Source organism: Pseudodesulfovibrio mercurii (assembly GCF_000189295.2).
In the GTDB taxonomy this organism is placed as follows: Bacteria; Desulfobacterota; Desulfovibrionia; order Desulfovibrionales; family Desulfovibrionaceae; genus Pseudodesulfovibrio; species Pseudodesulfovibrio mercurii.
On the sequence record NC_016803.1, the window covers coordinates 1610232 to 1623876 of the forward strand.

At 67.5% G+C, this 13645-nt stretch carries 17 protein-coding genes; 11 read left to right on the plus strand and 6 right to left on the minus strand.

The window, feature by feature from the left end; translation table 11 throughout:
• Position 1: 1 nt before the first annotated feature.
• The 7 genes from DND132_RS07340 to DND132_RS07370 all read left to right on the plus strand — a co-directional run bounded on the left by DND132_RS07340 (position 2) and on the right by DND132_RS07370 (position 6509).
• On the plus strand, positions 2 to 1234 hold the full coding sequence (locus DND132_RS07340; RefSeq protein ID WP_014322082.1) for an alginate lyase family protein: 1233 nt from the start codon (positions 2 to 4) through the stop codon (positions 1232 to 1234).
• 157 nt (positions 1235 to 1391) lie between these two features.
• Positions 1392 to 3014 (plus strand): DNA repair protein RecN, encoded by a 1623-nt coding sequence (locus DND132_RS07345; RefSeq protein WP_041915734.1) that lies wholly within the window; start codon positions 1392 to 1394, stop codon positions 3012 to 3014.
• Between the two features lie 134 nt (positions 3015 to 3148).
• A complete protein-coding gene (locus DND132_RS07350) occupies positions 3149 to 3742 on the plus strand; it encodes a MarC family protein (RefSeq protein ID WP_014322084.1) in 594 nt (197 codons plus the stop codon).
• 52 nt (positions 3743 to 3794) lie between these two features.
• A complete protein-coding gene (locus tag DND132_RS07355) occupies positions 3795 to 4526 on the plus strand; it encodes a substrate-binding periplasmic protein (protein WP_041915735.1) in 732 nt (243 codons plus the stop codon).
• A gap of 52 nt (positions 4527 to 4578) precedes the next feature.
• The gene (locus DND132_RS07360) at positions 4579 to 5271 is read left to right on the plus strand and encodes a substrate-binding periplasmic protein (RefSeq protein ID WP_050813958.1); all 693 of its coding nucleotides are present in this window, start codon (positions 4579 to 4581) and stop codon (positions 5269 to 5271) included.
• A 48-nt stretch (positions 5272 to 5319) separates the two neighbouring features.
• Positions 5320 to 6081 carry an acyl-[acyl-carrier-protein] thioesterase gene (locus DND132_RS07365; protein ID WP_014322087.1) on the plus strand — a complete coding sequence of 254 codons (762 nt, stop codon included), beginning with the start codon at positions 5320 to 5322 and terminating at the stop codon, positions 6079 to 6081.
• Complete coding sequence (locus DND132_RS07370) at positions 6078 to 6509, plus strand: GNAT family N-acetyltransferase (protein WP_014322088.1); 432 nt, start codon at positions 6078 to 6080, stop codon at positions 6507 to 6509. The genes DND132_RS07365 and DND132_RS07370 overlap by 4 nt, the downstream gene beginning before the upstream one ends.
• Here the strand turns inward: DND132_RS07370 and DND132_RS07375 are convergent.
• The 6 genes from DND132_RS07375 to DND132_RS07405 all read right to left on the minus strand — a co-directional run bounded on the left by DND132_RS07375 (position 6499) and on the right by DND132_RS07405 (position 11515).
• Positions 6499 to 7494, minus strand: coding sequence for an HD-GYP domain-containing protein (locus DND132_RS07375; RefSeq protein ID WP_014322089.1), 996 nt, complete (start codon positions 7492 to 7494; stop codon positions 6499 to 6501). The two genes, DND132_RS07370 and DND132_RS07375, sit on opposite strands and share 11 nt — an antisense overlap.
• A 145-nt stretch (positions 7495 to 7639) precedes the next feature.
• Positions 7640 to 8566 carry a hypothetical protein gene (locus tag DND132_RS17610; RefSeq protein ID WP_014322090.1) on the minus strand — a complete coding sequence of 309 codons (927 nt, stop codon included), beginning with the start codon at positions 8564 to 8566 and terminating at the stop codon, positions 7640 to 7642.
• A gap of 20 nt (positions 8567 to 8586) precedes the next feature.
• The gene (locus DND132_RS07385; protein WP_148266959.1) at positions 8587 to 9525 is read right to left on the minus strand and encodes a tetratricopeptide repeat protein; all 939 of its coding nucleotides are present in this window, start codon (positions 9523 to 9525) and stop codon (positions 8587 to 8589) included.
• A gap of 109 nt (positions 9526 to 9634) precedes the next feature.
• Positions 9635 to 10405 (minus strand): hypothetical protein, encoded by a 771-nt coding sequence (locus DND132_RS17615; RefSeq protein ID WP_014322092.1) that lies wholly within the window; start codon positions 10403 to 10405, stop codon positions 9635 to 9637.
• Entirely contained in the window at positions 10389 to 10961 is a 573-nt protein-coding gene (locus tag DND132_RS17620) for a glycogen-binding domain-containing protein (RefSeq protein ID WP_014322093.1), read from the minus strand. Before DND132_RS17620 ends, DND132_RS17615 begins: the two co-directional genes overlap by 17 nt.
• A complete protein-coding gene (locus tag DND132_RS07405; protein WP_014322094.1) occupies positions 10958 to 11515 on the minus strand; it encodes an RNA polymerase sigma factor in 558 nt (185 codons plus the stop codon). Before DND132_RS07405 ends, DND132_RS17620 begins: the two co-directional genes overlap by 4 nt.
• Before the next feature lie 142 nt (positions 11516 to 11657).
• Here DND132_RS07405 and DND132_RS07410 point away from each other — a divergent pair, with 142 nt between their 5' ends.
• From DND132_RS07410 to DND132_RS07425, 4 genes are read left to right on the plus strand one after another with little or no spacing between them, the layout of a single operon-like run.
• Entirely contained in the window at positions 11658 to 12179 is a 522-nt protein-coding gene (locus DND132_RS07410; RefSeq protein WP_014322095.1) for a nitroreductase family protein, read from the plus strand.
• Positions 12179 to 12799 (plus strand): MBL fold metallo-hydrolase, encoded by a 621-nt coding sequence (locus DND132_RS07415; protein WP_014322096.1) that lies wholly within the window; start codon positions 12179 to 12181, stop codon positions 12797 to 12799. The genes DND132_RS07410 and DND132_RS07415 overlap by 1 nt, the downstream gene beginning before the upstream one ends.
• 44 nt (positions 12800 to 12843) lie before the next feature.
• Positions 12844 to 13041 carry a hypothetical protein gene (locus DND132_RS07420; RefSeq protein ID WP_014322097.1) on the plus strand — a complete coding sequence of 66 codons (198 nt, stop codon included), beginning with the start codon at positions 12844 to 12846 and terminating at the stop codon, positions 13039 to 13041.
• Positions 13042 to 13644, plus strand: a complete 603-nt coding sequence (locus tag DND132_RS07425) for a flavodoxin family protein (RefSeq protein ID WP_014322098.1) — start codon at positions 13042 to 13044, stop codon at positions 13642 to 13644.
• The last annotated feature ends 1 nt before the right edge of the window (position 13645 follow it).

A 13645-nucleotide genomic window follows, 5' to 3' on the forward strand; every position in this document is an offset into this window, starting at 1 on the left:
CATGCGCCGCCCGACAACGTTTATCTTCCCCTTCCCGATCTGCCTGCTGATCTGCCTGCTCGCCCTGGCGACCGCGCGTCCGGCCCTGGCCGGAACCGAGCTGCCCGAGACCATCGTGCTCTCGCCCGAGGTCCTGAACCGGGCCCGCCAGCAGGCCTGGGCCCGGGACCGGACGGTGGGCCGGGCCGTGGCCGCGCTCACGGCCCGGGCCGACTCGGCCATGAAGGCGGCGGTGGAGCCCGTCCCGGCCAGGCCCGAACCCGGTGGGAACCGCATGACCCGCGCCTACCGCTCCCTGTCCCCCTACTGGTGGCCCGACCCGCAGGCGAAAAACGGCCTGCCCTACGTGCGCCGCGACGGCGAGCGCAACCCCGAGGCCGACTCGGACCGCTACGACCGGGGACGGCTGACGCGCATGGCGCGGACGGTGCGCACCCTGGCCCTGGCCTGGTATTTCACGGGCGACGAGCGCTACGCCGCGCGCGCCACGGCCCACGTGCGGGCCTGGTTCTGCGACCCGGCCACGCGCATGATCCCGGACCTGGACCACGCCCAGATGCGCCCCGGCCTCGACCAGGGCAACCGCACCGGGATCATCGAGACGGCGACGCTCATCCCCGTGTGCGACGCGGTCCGGCTCCTGGAGCCCTCCCAGGCCTGGACCCGAACCGACACCCGCCGCCTGCGGGAGTGGTTCGGCCAGTACCTGGGCTGGCTCCTGCGGAGCGACCCAGGCCGGGCCGAGGCCGCCTCCCTGAACAACCACGGCACCTGGTTCGACGCCCAGGTGGCGGTCTTCGCCCTGTTTCGCGGCGACCGCGAGCTGGCCCGCGAGGTGGCCGGACTGACCGGCAACCGGCGCATCTCCACCCAGATCCTGCCCGACGGGACCATGCCGCGTGAGCTCGAACGCACCCGGCCGCGCCACTACACCTTCTTCAACCTGGAGGCGTTCATGGTCCTGGCCGCGGTGGGCGAGCGGTGCGGCCTGGACCTGTACCGCTGGGCCTCGGCCACGGGCCAGTCCATCCGCCGGGCCCTGGACCACGCCGGGCCGTTCCTGGCCCAGGACCGCCCCATGAACGGCGCGTCCGAACCCGACTTCGACCCCCACCCGTACGTTCCCCTTTTCCGCCGCGCGGCTCTGGTGTATAAAGACACCCGTTATCTCGATTATCTGGACGCGCTGGATGCGAAGACCCTCGCCCGCCAGCCGTCCTTCATAGCATACTGAAACGATTACACGGACCGCCCCCTGCCGACCCGCCGAAGACGGCACCAAAAAGTTTAGGGAAGGAGAGGGGATGGGGGTCCGGGGGAAGGGGAGAGGGAACCCCTTTTCTCAAAGGGGTTCCCTCTCCCCTTCCCCCGGCCGCCGGAGGCACCACCACATGCTCGAACTGCTGCGCATTCGAAACCTGGCCCTCATCGAGGACGCTGAACTGGAGTTCTCGCCCGGCCTGAACGCCCTGACCGGCGAGACCGGCGCGGGCAAGTCCTTCATCATGCGCGCCGTGGACTTCCTCATGGGCGAGCGCATGGACAAGAAGCTGGTCCGGCCCGGCGCGGAAAAGGCCACGGTGGAGGCGCTCTTCGTCCTGCCAGAGGGCGAGGCCGTGATCCGGCGCGAGCTGTCCGCCGAGACCGGGCGCAGCCGGGTCTACGTCAACGACGCCCTGTCCTCCCAGCCGACCATCCGCGACATGGGCGCGCAGCTGGTCATCCACACCTCGCAGCACGGGCAGCAGAAGCTGCTCTCCCCGGCCTTCCAGGCCGAGATCCTGGACTCCTTCCTGCCGGACCCGTCCCTGCTCGCCGAGCGCAACGACCGGCTGGCCGTGCTCAACGACGTGCTCGAACGCAAGCGGCGCCTGTCCGAGAAATTCGACGACCTCCAGAAGCAGCGCGAGTTCCTGGAATACCAGAAAAAGGAAATCGAGTCCGTGGACCCGCAGCCGGACGAGGAGGACGACCTTGAGGAGCGCAAGAAAATCCTCAAGGACCGCGAGCGGGCGGGCGAGTGCCTCCAGAACGCCCTGGACATCCTGCACGGCGAGGTCGGCATGCTCGACGCCATGACCCTGCTCAACCGCGAGATGGAGATCATCGCCCGGCTCTTCCCCGGCTTCGAGGAGGACCGCGAGGCCGTGGAGACCTTCCGCATGCGCCTGCACGACCTGGACAACCGGCTGCGACGCGGCCCCTCGGATTTCGACGACGACGATCCCATGTCCCTGGACGACATCGAGGCGCGCCTGTTCGCCCTGGCCCGGCTCAAACGCAAGCTGCGGCGCGGCCTGGACGAAATCGTTGACATGAAGGCCGAAATCGACGAAAGCCTCTCCTTCCTCGACGCCTGCGCCCTGGACATGAAGAGCCTGGGCCGCGAGGAGGACAAGGCCGCCGCCGGTCTCCGGGAGGTCCTGGAAAAGCTCAACAAGGCGCGGAAAAAGGCGGCCGGAGAGCTGGCCATCCGCATAGTGGACGAGCTGACCGACCTGGGTTTCTCCGAGCACGTCAAGGTCCACTTCGAATTCGACGCCCGGGAGCTCTACCCCGGCTGCGAGGACATGCGCGGGCGGCTCATGTGGGTGCCCAACCCGGGCCAGCCCGCCCAGCCCCTGGACAAGATCGCCTCGGGCGGCGAGCTCTCCCGGTTCCTGCTCGCCCTGGTGACCATGCGAGGCCACGGCGACCAGGACGGACAGACCAAGGACGCCCGGCCCTCGCTCATCTTCGACGAGGTGGACGCGGGCATCGGCGGCCTGACGCTCAACTCCGTGGGCAAGAAGCTTCGCAACCTGGCCGACCGCCAGCAGATGCTGCTCATCACCCACTGGCCGCAACTGGCCCGCATGGCCGACCGCCACTTCCTCATCAAGAAGGAGGTCGTGGACAACGCCACCTACACCCGGTGCGAACGGCTCGAGGGCGGCGACATCAAGTGCGAGCTGGCCCGCATGGCCGGAGGCGGTGAACAGGGCGCGGCCCTGGCCGAGAAATTGTGCAAGTAGGACGGAGGATGCCTCCGGCGGCTGGAGGAAGGGGAGGAAAAACCCTTTGAAAAGGGTTGGTTCCTCCCCTTCCCCCAGCCCCCCATCCCCTCCTTTTCCTAAACTTTTTGCGCGCGCTGCGCGCGGGGGTGGTCGTGACCAATCTGTTCATTTCGCTCTACATAAAGTGGTTCTTTCTGCTGACGCCGTTCTTCGTGCTGTCCGTGTTCCTGTCCCTGACCGAGGAGATGGACAAGCGGGCGCAGCATCGGCTGGCCATCCGGACCACCACGGCGGTGCTGGTCATTTCGCTGGTGCTCTACTTCGCCGGGAACCCCATCTTCTCCACCCTGGGGATCACCCTGGACGGGTTCCGCGTGGGGGCCGGGGCGCTGCTCTTCCTGTCGGCGGTGTCGCTGGTCTCGGGCAAAAAGCAGCGGCCCGAGCCCGAGGACGATGCGGACGTGGCCGTGGTTCCGCTGGCCATGCCCATCACCGTGGGACCGGCGACCATCGGCACCCTGCTCATCCTGGGCGCGGAGCTGTCCACCCCGGAGCAGAAGCTGACCGGCGCGGGCGCCCTGGTCTGCGCCTGCCTGTCCGTGGGCATCATCCTGTTCTCCGCCTCCTCCCTGAAGCGGGTCATCGGGCGCATGGGGCTCAACGTCCTGACCAAGATCACCGGCCTGGTCCTGTCGGCCATGGCCGCCCAGATCGCCTTCACCGGCGTGCGCAATTTCATGTCCTGAGTCGGGCCGATTCCCCATGGACGGGCCCCGATTTCGGGCCTATCGTCGCCCCATGCCCCGTCTCCCGCTCCTGCCCCTGCTCCTGACCCTGATCCCCGCTCTGCTGGCCTGGCCCGCCAAGGCCGTTCAGGCGCGCGACGCGCTCGTCCTGAGCGCGGCCCCGGCCGAACCCGTAATCGAGGGCATGGCCGTGCTCCGGGAGGCCTACGCCCGGCTCGGCATCCAGGTGATCTTCCGCGACTACCCGGCGCGACGCGGACTGGCCGAGGCCGACGCGGGCGGGGCCGACGGTGAGGCCGCGCGCATGGGCGGACTGGGCAGTGAGCTGCCCAACCTGATCCAGGTGCGGCCGTCCATCGTCTCGGTCCAGGGGGTGGCCGTGACCTGCGACCCGGACCTGACCATCCGCGACCGGCGCGACCTCGTGCCCCTCAGGATCGGCGTGCACACCGGCCTCCGGCTGTCCGACAAGCTGGTCCAGGGACTGGACCGCGTGACCCAGGGACACTGGGACCAGCTCTTCCACCTGCTCTACCTCGGCCGCCTGGACGTGATCATCGGCTACGACGGCATCGAACGCACCCAGGCCGGGCACCCCGGCGCCGAGCGCCTCCGGGTCATCCGGCCCGTGCGCTGGCGGGTCCCCCTGTACCACTACCTGAACCGCCGCCACGCGGACCTGGTGCCCCGGCTCGAGGCCGTGCTCGAACGCATGCGGATCAACGGCGAGATGGCCCGTCTGCGCGCCGGGGCCGGTGCCGCGCACCAGCGCCCCGCCGAATGACCTCCCCCCTCCGAACATGGACCCGGGGGCGATCCGGGTGTATGTTCAGGGCATGCGCATCATCCTGTTCTGCATCTTCGCTCTGCTCCTGGGCGCTCCGGCCTGGGCCCAGGACCATCTGGTCTTCGGCTACGGCGGCAGCGCATTGTCCGAGAACTCGCTCAAGGTGCTCAAGGAGGCCTACAAGCGTCTCGGCATCACGATCGAGGGGCGGCAGATGCCTGCGGCCCGCTCCCTGGAAATGGCCGAGGGCGGCCTGGTGGACGGCGAGGTCAACCGCATCCGGGCCATCGAGGAGGAGTATCCCCATCTTCTGCGCATCGACGTGCCGGTGAACCGGCTGGAAGGGGTCGTCGTGACCTGCAACTCCCGCCTGGAGCACGTCACCATGGAGGCCGTGCGCAAGCTGCACCTGGGCATCAAGATCGGCAACCGCTACGCCGAGATGCTGACCGACGGCATGCCCGACGTGGTCCGCCTGCCGCGCGAGGACCGGCTGATGATCCTGCTCCTGGAGGGACGGCTGGACGCCCTGCTGGTGGACCGCGCCTGGGCCGAAAGCGAGCTGGCCAAGCCGGGAATGCAATGCCTGCGCATCAACGAACCGCCCGTGATCGTCGTGCCGCTCTACCACTACCTGAACAACAGCCACGCCGACCTGGTCCCACGGATCACCGGCGAACTCAGGGCCATGCACGATTCCGGCGAGATCGACCGCATCCTCGGAGACATCCGCCCGCGCTGACGTCACCCCCTTTACACCCGGCGCGAACTGCCCTAAAAATTGGTTGCCATGACAACCGATTCACCCCTGACCTTCGAACACGGCTATGACATCCGCTCCTACGAACCGCGCCCCGACGGCCGCGTGTCCGTGACCGCCATCTGCAACCAGTTGCAGGACGCGGCCTCGCGCCATGCGGACCGCCTCGGCTTCGGCCACCACGACCTGGAACAGAGCGGCCACTTCTGGATTCTGGCCCGGCTGCACCTCATGGTGGACCGGCTGCCCGGCTTCGGCGGACGCACGAGCATCCTGACCTGGCCCTCGGGCAACGAGCGGCTGGTGGCCCTGCGCGACTTCCTGGTCTTCGACGAGGACGGGGCGATGGGCCGGGCGACCACCTCCTGGGTGACCATGAACACCCGTACCCACCGCCCGGACGCGCCCGACACCGTGCTCAACGAACGGTTCATCCCGGACCGCCAGCACGCCCTGACCTTTCCGACCAAGGCCGTGACCCGGCTGAAGCAGGGCGAGCACCGCGCGGACCTCACCGCCCGGCGCTCGGACGTGGACATCAACGGTCACGTGAACAACGTGAAATACCTGGAATACTGCTTCGAGGCCGTGCCCGTCGAGTGGATCGGCGAACACCGCTGCCACGGGGTGGACATCCAGTTCCGCAGCGAGACCTTCCCCGGCGACGCCCTTGTCTCGGCCTGCGCCCCGGACGAGCCGGACCAGGGTCTGGACACCTTCCTGCACAGCCTGACCAGGGCGTCGGACGGCCGCGAGGTCGTGCGCATGCGCTCCTGGTGGAAACGGCCGTGAGCGCGGACATCGGCCTGCGCTTCGACACGAACGGCGTGGACTGGGCCGAGGCGGCCGCAATCTTCGAGCGCGCCCCGCTGGGCACCCGCGAACCCGACACCCTGCGCCGGACCTTCGAGAACAGCGACCTGACCTGCTTCGCCCGGGACGGGGAACGGCTGGTGGGCATCGCCCGCGCCCTGAGCGACCGGACGGTGCAATCGGTCATCTACGACCTGTGCATGCTCCCGGAATACCAGGGCAAGGGGCTGGGCACGCGGATGATGCGGGCCATGCTTGAGCGGCTGGGCACGCCCAGCTGCGTGCTCTGGGCCGTGCCGGGCAAGGAACCGTTCTACGCCCGCCTGGGCTTTCACCCCATGCTCACGGCCATGGCCCTGAGCGACGACCCCGAGGGGGCCGCGGCCAGGGGCTACATCACGCTGTGACGCGCTCGGCCATGACCTGGGCCAGCAGCGCGGTCAGGGCCTGGTCGTAGCGCTTGCCGTCCCCGGCGAGCATGCGCACGGCCTCGGCCGTGTCCCTGGCCGAGCGGTGGGGCCTGTCCCCGACGATGGCCGAGAAGGAGTCGGCCACGGCGCACAGCCTGCCCGTGGTCGAGATGCCCCCGTCGAACCGCCGCGCCGGGTAGCCCGAGCCGTCCAGCCGCTCGTGGTGCTGGTCCATGCACTCCAGAATGATCGGGTCCTGAATCTTGAGCCGACGGACCATGTTCAGCCCTGCCTCGATGTGCCGCTCGATGGACTCCCGGTCCCGGCGGACCAGGTAGCGCTCCTTGTCGCGGATGAACTTCGGAACCATGACCATGCCCAGGTCGTGGAGCAGCAGCCCGAGGATCAGGCTGATGAGCACGGTCTTCTCCACCTTGCCCCCGGTCAGGCGCAGGTACAGGGCCAGGCCGATGAGCATGGTGTTCACCGAGTGCACGGCCAGGTCGTAGTCCCGCTCCAGGGTGTGGGTCAGGAAGGCCACCCGGCCGGGATCGATCCAGATGTATTCGGCCAGGATGGCGACGTCCGTGCGCAAGGCCTCCAGGGTATCCTCCGTGGGCTGGTTCAGGAACTCGGCCATGCGGTTGCGCAGGGCGATGAAGAATATCTCCGCCACCTCCTGGGGCTGAAACCCCTCCTCCACCAGCAGCAGGCCGAGCTTCCGGCTCAGATGTTCGGCGTAGATGCGGTAGTCGTCGCGCAGGAGGTAGAGCAGCCCCTCCTCGGCGTACCGGGCCACCTCGGCCTGGCCGTCGCGGGAGAGCCGCTCGCCGCCCCGGATGTACCGGCCCGTGCGGCCCACGGACGGGTCGAAGACGTACAGGTCCACGGGCGGCCGGAACTTGGGAAAACTCGCCAGAATGTTGGGACTGATCTGGAGGTAGGTTTCGGAAAGGGCACCGGAATCGGGATGTTCAGCCATGCATTCACCTTAAATGTTGTCCGCCAGTCACCGACCCATACCCGGATTTTCTCCTGTTTTGAAGGGGCGGAACGGTTCCCGGGGATAAAAAAGGCGGGTCCCGGTATCGGGACCCGCCTGGTGGTGGCTGGTATCGCGCGGCAGGCTACTTGCTCTTGCCCTTGCCGTTGCCGCCGGCATTGGAGGAGTTGCTCTTGCTCTTGCCGTTGCCGCCGGCATTGGAGTTCGAGTTGCCACGGCCCGAGGAATCGTTGTCCTTGGAGGAGCTGGAGTTCTTGGCCCCGGTCTTGGCCTTGTCCGAGGCCCGGCTCAGGCCGACAGCCTTGGAACCGTTGCCGCCGCTCACGCCAGGGGTCTTGGACACGCCGGTCTTGACGTCGCGGCTCGTGGCGTTGCCCGGCTGGGCGGCCACGGCGGCCATGGTCTGACGCTCGCCCCGGCTCTTGGTCTCGGCCATGGTCTGGTGCTGGAACTGGTTCCGGTGCCCGAGACCGAGGGTGCTCGGGTGCACGCCCAGTTCCTTGGCGATGACGCCCCAGCCCATGTCGTCGGCGCGCATGGAGGCGATGGTATCCAGGGAGACCGATGCGGCGTCGGCCACGGTCTGTTCGGCGCTGGTCCGGGCCGTCTCGAGGTCGGCCTGGGCGGCTTCAAGCTGGGCCAGGGCGGCTGCCTCGGCCTCTTCGTCCTCGGCGGCCTGGGCGTCGGACACGGCCTTCTCGGCGTCGGCCACGGCCTGTTCGGCGTCGCTCACGGCCTGCTCGGCGTCGGCCACGGCCTGGGACGAGGCGGCGGCAGCGGCTTCAGCCAGGGCCTCGGCCTTGGCGGCCTGGGCCGGATTGGAGAAGGACGGAGCCTCCGCTTCCGTGTCGCCCGTATCGCCGGTATCGCCGGTGTCGCCGGTGTCACCGGTGTCACCAGTATCTCCGGTGTCGCCGGTATCGCCGGTCACCTCGCCGGTGGGGTCGCCGGTGGGATCATCCGTCTGCGCCATGGCGCGGGGAGCCGCGACCACCAGGGCGAGAAGCAGGACGACGAACCAAAAACTCAATCTATTCAACTTGGTAGACATAACATTGTTCTCCAGTTTGCTTACCTAACTTCGGTGATAAAGTTCACCGACTGGTCCAGGGCGAAGGTCTTGTCGCCCACCTGAACCCGTTCGGCGGTTCCGAACCAACTCAGAGGCAGCCTGTTCCGATCCACGTCCGGATGACCGTTGAGCATGTAGTCGCGCATGGCGATGGCGCGGGCCTTGGCAAGGGAAGCGTTCCCCTTGACGTACACGATCATATTCACCGCCAGCGACTTGTTGGCCTGCATCATCGCGCTGAGCACTTCCAATGAGGCCCTGTCATCGGCATCCGGAGCACTGGTCCCGGATTTGAACGTCATGCCTCGCAGCGTGACGTTCCGTTTTCCTATGATGTAATTGCGGTAGGTGAAGTCCCCGTGCAGATTGAGTTGCTCCGTGGCCGTCATGGCCATGCTCCCGTCGGGATAAAACTCCAGGAACTGCTTCCATGCCGCGATCTCATCGCTCTTCTTGTCAAGTTTTCCCAAGGCCCGGGCCCTGTTGTACAGCGCCTCCGGGTTGTACGGGTCCAATTCGAGGACCACGTCGTACTGCTTGAGGGCCTTTGCCCACTGTCCCCGGTCGATGTAGCCGTGTCCCAGGTACAGGTGGGCGGAAATATGCTTCGGGTCCAGGCTGATGGCCTTCTCGTAGGCCGCCCTTTCCCGGTCGAAATCCATCATGGCCCAGTAGGCCACCCCGGTCCAAAAGACGTAATCCGCGTTGTCCGGGGCCAGTCGAACGGCCTCATTCAAATAGGGCAGGCCGTCCTTGGGCTTGTTCAGGGCCAGGTAGTAGCGGCCCACGTAATAGGCGGAGGCGGCGTCCTCGGGATTTTCCTTGAGCTGCCCGCCCATGACCTTGATCCCTTCCTCGTACTGTTCCTGCTCCAGGTAGTACGGCCCCATCACTTTGGCGCATCCGGCGGCGGCCAGGACGGATGCGATCAGCAGCATCGCGATGCACTTCTTCACTCAAAGACTCCCATGGGTTTCCGGGCCTCTCGACCCCTCAGTAGGATATACCGTGATCAGGGGAACAGGGTCACACAGAAATAAGGAAATGTTAATTAGAGATCGTGCGCCCGGTCAGGCTGCGGGAGGTGAAGCCCAGGCGGATGGACAGGTCGCCCAGGGTGCCGCCGTCCCCGAGCACGGCGACCGCGTTCTCGGCGATCTCCGGGTCGCGCACCCCCCGCTGCCGGGCGATGAGCACCAGCCGGACGAGGTAGCGCCACTCGGGGGTCAGGGCGTTCGCGTCGAACCCGGCCTTGAGCACGGTCCGGGTCAGGGCGTAGTCGAACCCGGCCTGGCCAAGGAGGGAGACCATCTCGGCGCCGGTCAGGAAGGGGTCGGGCTGTTGCCCGCCGAACTCGTTGACGTAGGCCTCCACGTCCGCGCGCGTGGCCCCCTTGGAGAGGCCTTCGCCGAGCGCCACCAGGACGCGGGCATCGGTCTTCCCGGATGGTCCTGGCAGGAGCCCGGCCACGAAGGCGTAGTCGTTGATGCGGACCTTGAGGGCGTGGACGATGAGCGCGGGCCTGACGTGCTTGGACAGCCCCTCCTCAAGCTTGTCCTCCAGCGGGGCCAGGGGGAGCTTGCGGTCGCAGGCCTCGACGAGCGGCGCGAGCAGGCTCGCCCCGTCGGCTTCGGTGAGGTCGCCCGAGGCCACGGCGGCGCGGACGCGGTCCACGGTTTCGGAGAAGACGCCGCACTGACGGGCGCGGTCGGCGAGGGTGGCGAGGCTTGCATCCCCGGCTCCCGCCGGGCGTGCCAGGAAGGTGAGGCACAGCACCAGCAGGAGGACCAGGGTGTGGAGGTTATAGCGTTTGTTCATGTTCTCCATTCACAAAAACTATGGAATTCCGGTTGCCGAACCCGTCGTCGCTGGTCATGGGCGCGTTGGGATCGGGCACGAGCTGGTTCCCGTTGACCAGGAACAGGTATTCGTGGTCGCCCGGCGGCAGCTGGGCTTCGAGTACCCAGGCCTGCGCGTCCGAACTGTACCACATGACCGAGCGTTCCGCCCGCCAATTGTTGAAGGACCCGATGACCGAGACCTTGCGGGCGTGCATGTCCGCATCGTGCAGGATGAAGCGCACGGTGGCAAGTCTCGGGCCGACATTCTCCACGGGTTTCTGGGTGGTCACGAAGGCCAGGGCCAGCAGGGCCACGGCCAGGGTCATGGCCGGGATGGCCGTGATCGGCCGCACCGTCAGGACCCTGGGGCGCAGGAACCACAGGCGCAGCCGGGTCCACAGGGTCGGCCGCTTGGGATGCAGACGGGCCATGATCCGGTTGGTCAGGTCCGCCGGCGGATCGGCCTCGTGGGCCGTCTGCACGGCATGGATGATGACATCTTCCATGCGGGTGTCGAATTGCTTTTTCGTCATGGGTTGTTCCCCCCATCGAATTGTTGCCGGACCATGTCCAGCCCTCTGCTCAGTCGCATCTTGGCCGCGCTGACGCTGATCCCCAGGGTGCCCGCAATCTCCTGCATGGTGAAGTCATGCCGGTAGCGGAGAATGAGCGCCTCGCGGTATTTCGGGTCGAGGTCCATGACGGCCTCGAAGGCCTTGGCCCCGTCGAGCCGGTCGTTCATGACCCTGGGCTCGTCCCGTCTGTCCCGTTCGCGGACCATGACCGCCGCGTCTTCCACGAACACGTGCCTGTCCCGGCCGTCCTTGCGGAGCCAGTCCCGAGCCACGTTCAGGGCCAGCGTGTACAGCCATGGGAAAAACCGTCTGCGCTGGTTGAAGGACTCAAGCTTCTCGTAGGCCCGGACAAAGGCATCCTGGGCGAGGTCGGCCGCGATGTCCGCGTCGCCCGCCATGCGCAGCATGAGATTGTACACGGGCCGCTGGTACTCGCGTACCAGGGTGCCGTACAGCTGGACATCGCCCAGCAGTATGTTCCGTACAATTTCCGCTTCGCGTTTCTCTTTCATTGCCATCCCAACGGCCCCGTCAACGGGCCGCAACTCATCTGCACCTAGTTATACGCACCAGGACCCGTCCGGGTCACAGACTCTTGCCCGGCGATGCGTACTAGGCTATCACCATACACGCAGACCATAGGAGATAACAATCATGGATCCCCGCGACAATGCGGTGCTTCGGGCCATTCGCGAACGCCGGTCCATCCGCAGGTTCACCGCCGAGCCGGTTTCGAAGGAACAGCTGACCGCCATCCTCGAGGCCGGGCAGTGGGCCCCCAGCGGCAAGAACAACCAGCCCTGGCGCTTCCTGGTCGTGACCCGCGACGACCCGCGCATGGAGAGGCTTGCCGCGTGCACCGAGTACGCCCGCATCGTCCGCTCCGCGGCGGCCTGCATCTGCGTCCTGCTCGACAGGTCGGCCATGTACAGCGAGATGAAGGACCACCAGGGGGCCGGGGCGTGCATCCAGAACATGCTCCTGGCCGTCCACGTCCTCGGCCTGGGCGCGGTCTGGCTGGGCCAGATCGTCAACGATCAGGCCGCCGCCCTGTCGGCCATCGGCCTGTCCGGGGCCGACTACGAGCTTGAGGCCGTGCTGGCCCTGGGCCGCCCGGACCAGCCGGGCAAATCCTCGCGCAAACCACTCGACGAACTGCTGCTGGAGAAATTGTAATGGATATAACGACCTTCCCGCTGGGTCCCCTCCAGACCAACTGCTACGTGCTGGCCAACGACGGCCAGGCCGTGGTCGTGGACCCGGGCGGCGATCCCGCCCCCCTGCTCCGCCACCTGGAGGCCGGGGGGCTGACCCTGAGCGTGATCCTGAACACGCACCTGCACTTCGACCACACCGCGGGCAACAAGGCCCTGTCCGAGGCAACGGGCGCGCACATCCTGGCCAACGACGCGGACGGCTACCTCATGGACACCTGGCTGGGCCGGGGCGGCGACATGGGGCTGCCCCTGGTGCCCCCCTACACCTGGACCAACCTGGAGCCGGGCGAGACCGTCTTTGCCGGGACCGGGTGCACGGTCTTCCACACCCCGGGCCACTCGCCGGGCAGCCTGACCTTCTATTTCCCGGATGCCGGGGCCGCCTTCGTGGGCGACCTGATCTTCTACCGGTCCATCGGGCGCACGGACTTTCCCGGCGGGGACCTGGACGCGCTCAAGCGTTCGGTCACGGAGCACATCTTCACCCTGCCGCCCGAGACCCGGCTGCTCTCCGGCCACGGACCGGAGACCTCGGTGGGCGACGAGAAAAACCACAACCCGTTCTTCGGGGGATTCTGATGAGCGAGCCCGTCAGCATAGATATCCGCGACAAGTGTTGAGGGGTGGGACTGGAGGTAGGTTGGTACCTCCGTTTCGCCCGGACCGACCGGATCGAGGCCCTGGTCTCCCTCAAGGGGGCGGCCCAGGTGCGTCATGAGGAACACATCTTCCCGGACTGGAACTTCGAGGTCGTGGAGCTCGAGGACCACGCCCGGGCGGTCATGACCCGCAGGAAACCGCTCTACGACAAGGAGCCGTAAATGACCCGCGCCGCCGTCTTCGCCTGCTCCCACCGCCGGGGCGGCAACACCGACCACGCCGCCGAACTCCTGGCCGAGGGCGTGCGCCGGGCCGGGGGCGCGGCCGACGTGTACTACGTGCGCAACTTCGAGGTCATGCCCTGCCTGGCCTGCGGATACTGCGACGCGCCGGAGCGCACGGGCCGGGAGCGCTGCGTGCTCGGGCCCACGGACCAGGCCTGGGACCTGTTCGCCCCCTGCCTGACCGCCCGGACCATCCTGTTCGCCTCGCCCATCTACTTCTACCACCTGCCCTCGCGGCTCAAGACCTGGATCGACCGGGGCCAGCAGTTCTGGCGGGCCCGGCTGGACAATGAGCCGTGGATCGCGGACCTGCCGCCGCGCACGGCCCACGCCGTGCTCCTGGCTGGCCAGCCCACGGGCGAAAAGCTCTTCGACGGGGCGCGCCTGACCCTCAAGTACTTCGTCCACAACTTCGGGATGGACCTGGCCGCCCCCCTGACCCTCCGGGGGGTGGACACCCGCAACGACCTGCGGACCAAGGCGGACTTCGAGGCGCGCATCCTGGCCCTGGGACGCACGGCCTGGGAAACGGCCGACTAGG

Excerpts from the sequence above, each read along its gene's own strand:
- DND132_RS07340 (WP_014322082.1), top strand. The coding sequence starts at position 2 with ATGCGCCGCCCGACAACGTTTATCTTCCCCTTCCCGATCTGCCTGCTG.
- DND132_RS07345 (WP_041915734.1), top strand. The coding sequence starts at position 1,392 with ATGCTCGAACTGCTGCGCATTCGAAACCTGGCCCTCATCGAGGACGCT.
- DND132_RS07355 (WP_041915735.1), top strand. The coding sequence starts at position 3,795 with ATGCCCCGTCTCCCGCTCCTGCCCCTGCTCCTGACCCTGATCCCCGCT.
- DND132_RS07360 (WP_050813958.1), top strand. The coding sequence starts at position 4,579 with ATGCGCATCATCCTGTTCTGCATCTTCGCTCTGCTCCTGGGCGCTCCG.
- DND132_RS07365 (WP_014322087.1), top strand. The coding sequence starts at position 5,320 with ATGACAACCGATTCACCCCTGACCTTCGAACACGGCTATGACATCCGC.
- DND132_RS07375 (WP_014322089.1), bottom strand. The coding sequence starts at position 7,494 with ATGGCTGAACATCCCGATTCCGGTGCCCTTTCCGAAACCTACCTCCAG.
- DND132_RS17610 (WP_014322090.1), bottom strand. The coding sequence starts at position 8,566 with ATGTCTACCAAGTTGAATAGATTGAGTTTTTGGTTCGTCGTCCTGCTT.
- DND132_RS07385 (WP_148266959.1), bottom strand. The coding sequence starts at position 9,525 with ATGCTGCTGATCGCATCCGTCCTGGCCGCCGCCGGATGCGCCAAAGTG.
- DND132_RS17615 (WP_014322092.1), bottom strand. The coding sequence starts at position 10,405 with ATGAACAAACGCTATAACCTCCACACCCTGGTCCTCCTGCTGGTGCTG.
- DND132_RS17620 (WP_014322093.1), bottom strand. The coding sequence starts at position 10,961 with ATGACGAAAAAGCAATTCGACACCCGCATGGAAGATGTCATCATCCAT.
- DND132_RS07405 (WP_014322094.1), bottom strand. The coding sequence starts at position 11,515 with ATGAAAGAGAAACGCGAAGCGGAAATTGTACGGAACATACTGCTGGGC.
- DND132_RS07410 (WP_014322095.1), top strand. The coding sequence starts at position 11,658 with ATGGATCCCCGCGACAATGCGGTGCTTCGGGCCATTCGCGAACGCCGG.
- DND132_RS07415 (WP_014322096.1), top strand. The coding sequence starts at position 12,179 with ATGGATATAACGACCTTCCCGCTGGGTCCCCTCCAGACCAACTGCTAC.
- DND132_RS07425 (WP_014322098.1), top strand. The coding sequence starts at position 13,042 with ATGACCCGCGCCGCCGTCTTCGCCTGCTCCCACCGCCGGGGCGGCAAC.